Origin of the sequence: Sanguibacter massiliensis (genome assembly GCF_900240335.1) — a bacterium.
In the GTDB taxonomy this organism is placed as follows: domain Bacteria; phylum Actinomycetota; class Actinomycetes; order Actinomycetales; family Cellulomonadaceae; genus Flavimobilis; species Flavimobilis massiliensis.
This window is the reverse complement of record NZ_LT964984.1, coordinates 1-3,844: the sequence shown is the minus strand read 5'-3', so window position 1 is coordinate 3,844 and position 3,844 is coordinate 1. Positions and strand designations below refer to the sequence as shown.

The 3,844-nt window shown below is 74.1% G+C and carries 3 protein-coding genes and 1 pseudogene; 2 read left to right on the top strand and 2 right to left on the bottom strand.

The genetic code is table 11. The features are described 5' to 3' along the window. Nucleotides 1–678: pseudogene (locus C1729_RS14015) on the bottom strand (hypothetical protein); the annotation flags it as partial. A gap of 127 nt (nt 679–805) precedes the next feature. Here C1729_RS14015 and C1729_RS14010 point away from each other — a divergent pair. After that, nucleotides 806–2,410, top strand: a complete 1,605-nt coding sequence (locus tag C1729_RS14010; protein WP_129590784.1) for a hypothetical protein — start codon at nt 806–808, stop codon at nt 2,408–2,410. A 104-nt stretch (nt 2,411–2,514) separates the two neighbouring features. Here C1729_RS14010 and upp read toward each other — a convergent pair whose 3' ends face one another. Next, nucleotides 2,515–3,153 carry a uracil phosphoribosyltransferase gene (gene upp, locus C1729_RS14005; protein ID WP_102510762.1) on the bottom strand — a complete coding sequence of 213 codons (639 nt, stop codon included), beginning with the start codon at nt 3,151–3,153 and terminating at the stop codon, nt 2,515–2,517. Nucleotides 3,154–3,277: 124 nt separating this feature from the next. Between upp and C1729_RS14000 the strand changes: the two genes are divergently transcribed. Then, on the top strand, nt 3,278–3,709 hold the full coding sequence (locus tag C1729_RS14000; RefSeq protein ID WP_102510764.1) for a nucleoside deaminase: 432 nt from the start codon (nt 3,278–3,280) through the stop codon (nt 3,707–3,709). Nucleotides 3,710–3,844: the final 135 nt, after the last annotated feature.

The following is a 3,844-nucleotide window of genomic DNA, read 5'->3' as shown; positions in this document are numbered from 1 at the left end:
GGCCGGGGTCGCGTTCGCGGGCGGCGCCGGGGGTGCCGCTGGTGCGGCCGGCGCCGCGGCTGCGCGCGTCGGCTCGCGGTGGCTCGTGGCTGCGGGTGCGGGGGTTGCGACGTTGCTGGTCGTGGGGGGCCTTGCGCTCGGTGCGGGAAGGTTCGGCGACGATGCGCCGGCACCGGCGGTGCCGCCGGCGGCGGCGACGGTTCCGGTCGCGCCGTCGGCGCCGCGCGCCGGGCCGACGCCCGACGTGAGCCCGGCCCCTGAGGTGAGCCCGACGCCGCCCGTGACGGACGAGCCGACCGATGCCGCGACGGGTGCGCCGACCGCGGGGCCGACGGCGGGCCCGCCGCAGGGGCCGACCGCTCGTCCGACGACCGAGCCGACGTTGCGTCCGACGACCGAGCCGACGTCGCGTCCGACGACCGAGCCGACGTCGCGTCCGACCGCCGAGCCGACGTCGCGTCCGACGACCGGGCCGACGTCGCGTCCGACCGCCGAGCCGACGTCGCGTCCGACGACCGGGCCGACCGCCGCGCCGACGACCGAGCCGACCGACGCTCCGACGCCCCCCGAACCGCCGCGCGCGCAGCCGCCTGTCGTGACGGTCGGGGCGAGCACCGTGCTCGTCGCTGGCGGCACCGGTGTCCTCGACGTCGCGATCGAGCGGCCTGCGGTGCTCACCGAGAGGCTGACGGCGCACCTCACTCTTCCGCTCGGTGCGACGTGGGCTGAGAACGCTTTCGCAGCAGTCGGGAGTGTTGCGTCGGACTGGTCGTGCGTGGTGGACGGGCCACGTTCCGCGACCTGCATGCTCGAGCCTGGACCGCCGGCTGCTGCCGCTGCGCGGATCCCGCTCACCGCCGCCGTGATCCGGACCATCGGGCTGGCGGCCGCGCAGCCGGGCCCGACCGTCACCGACGTCCTCCAACTCGCTGTTCATCTCGATGCCGGTGTCGCGGAGCCGGGAGACCTTCAGGTCGAGGCGGCTTCGGGCGACGGTGAGCCGAGGCCGACGTCGATGCCGCTGGGTGCAGCGCTCGCGGTGAAGCTCGACGCGAACGCGCTGGGCGCCGACGGCGGCACGGTCGTGCTGAGCCCGTCCCTGGCCGAGGGCAGGATGACGCTCGACGTCACCAACGCGGGCCGCGCGCTCGACGCTGCGGTCGTCGAGCTTGTCGTGCCCGAGATCCTCGCGATCTCGGGCGACGTCTGCATCGGCGGCATCTGGGCGGGCGGGACGACGCGACTCCGGTGCACGCTCGGCCAGCTCGACGCGGGTGCGACCCGCACGATTGCGCTCAAGGTCGTGGTGCTCCCCGACGCGCCGCTCACGCTCACGACGCTCCCGGCGACGCTCACCGCGACCGTCGGGGCGACGTCGCACGTCGTCGACGCGGACCTCGACGTCCGGGTCGACACCGAGCGCGCCCAGCTGCGTGCCCGCTTCGAGGGGCAGTACAGGGCCTACGAGATCGGTGCGCCGACGATCCACTGCGCGACGAACGACCGAGCGTGCCTCGGCCAGGCCGCCGGGAACGCCAACAACGACAGCGTCAACGGTCGTGTCGTCCTCGACGGGGTGAACGGTAGGCCGCTCTCGACGTCGACGCTCACGCTGCCCGAGGGAGCACGTGTCGTCGGTGCCTACCTCACGTGGGGGGCGTCGTACCCGGGCCTGCCACCGGGTGACGCCACGTCACGCGGGGGCGGCACCTTCCTCGCACCCGGAGGGACCGGCACGAGCCGCACGGCGCTCGACGTCCGCGGCTCGTCGCGACTGGCGTCGGACTCGCTCGGGGCGAAGCCGCTCGGGGGCCGCGACTTCTTCCAATCGGTCGCTGACGTCACCGACTTCGTGCGGACGGTGATCGACGTCGACCCGGACGCTCGGACGGGCGGCTGGTCGTTCGTTCCGGACGTCGCTCCCGGAACGGGCAGTGCCCTGTTCGGCGGCTGGAGCCTGACCGTCGTCGTCGACGAGCCCGGTGCTCCGGTGTCCGACGTGCGCGTCTACGACGCGCTCGACCTCGTCTCGGGCACCGGCTCGATGGATGTCCGCTTCGCGGCGGACGTCGCCTCGGATGTGCGCCTCGGCGCGACGGTATGGGAGGGGGACCGTGGGCTCTCGGGGGACTACGTGAAGCACGACGGTGTGGCGCTGACTCCGCTCGGTGGGCTCGCATTGCCGAGCAACGCCTTCGACTCGACGGCGACCGGCTTCGCGCCGGTCGAGGTGAACGGTGCGGTCAACAGCTTCGGGGTCGACGTCCGCGGGTTCGGAGCCACGGCCGTCGCGGCGGGTACGAGCACGCTGACGTTTGGCACGGAGGGGGACTCCTATGCCCTCGCGTCCTTCTCGCTCACGCTGACGCCTCACCTCGTCGAGCCTCACGGTCCGCTCACGCCCCGCTGACGCACGCGTCGAGACGGGCCGGCGCCCGCGCGCACCCTGCGGCCCCGAACGGCGACGCCCCTCGCACCGGCGGGTGCGAGGGGCGTCGTCGAGGGTGCGGGACGTCAGTCGACGATGCCGTAGAGGCGGTCGCCGGCGGCGCCGAGGCCCGGGGAGATGTAGGCCTTGTCGGTGAGGTGGGAGTCGACGGCGGCGACGACGACGGACACGTCGGCACGGCCGCCGACGGCCTCCTTGAGGACCTCGATGCCCTCGGGTGCGGCGAGCAGGCAGACGGCGGTGACATCGTGTGCGCCGCGCTCGAGCACGTAGTTGATCGCGGCGACGAGCGTCGCGCCGGTCGCGAGCATCGGGTCGAGGAGGAACACCTGGCGGCCGGTGAGGTCGTCGGGCAGGCGGTTCGCGTACGTGATGGCCTCGAGCGTCGTCTCGTCGCGCTGCATGCCGAGGAAGCCGACCTCGGCCGTCGGCAGCAGGCGCGTCATGCCCTCGAGCATGCCGAGGCCTGCGCGGAGGATGGGGATGACGATGGGCTGCGGGTCGGCGATCTTCGTGCCGGTCGTCGGGGCGACGGGCGTCGTGATGGGGACCTCGAGCGTGCGCACCTCGCGCGTCGCCTCGTAGGCGAGCAGCGTGACGAGCTCGTCGACCAGGAGCCGGAAGGTGGGGGAGGCGGTCCGCTCGTCGCGGAGGACGGAGAGCTTGTGGGCCACCAGCGGGTGGTCGGCTACGTGCAGGCGCATGTGGCAACGGTACCGCCCGACCGTGGCGTGCACAGGGGCCGCAGGTCCGCTGAGGCGGATCTCACGCGCGCTCGTGCGTGGCTAGGGTGGGGGCGTGCACGACGACGGTCGGTGGGACGACGCGATGGGGCTTGCGCTCGACGAGGCGCGGGCCGCTCTGGCGACGGGTGACGTGCCCGTCGGTGCCGTCGTGCTCGATGCTCACGGCGCGGTCATCGGCCGTGGCCGCAACGAGCGGGAGGCGAGCGGCGACCCGACCGCGCACGCCGAGGTCCTCGCCCTGCGCGAGGCTGCGCGGGCGCACGGGGAGTGGCGGCTCGAGGGCTGCACGCTCGTCGTGACGCTCGAGCCGTGCGTCATGTGCGCGGGCGCGATCGTCGCGGCGCGCGTGCCGCGGCTCGTGCTGGGCGCGTGGGACCCGAAGGTCGGGGCGACGGGCTCGGCGTGGGACCTTGTGCGCGACCCGCGCCAGAACCATTTCGTCGAGGTCCGCCCGGGCGTGCGCCGCGCGGAGTGCGAGCGCCTCCTCACGAACTTCTTCACGGCCCGCCGCTGACGCCTCGCCGCTGACGCCTCGCCCGACCCGCAGCCCCGCCCGAGGAATCCGCGCGTATGGCTACTGGGAGTAGCCATACGCGCGGATTCCTCGGGCGCAGAAGGGCGCGGCGGGCCGTGAAGAAGTTCGTGAGGA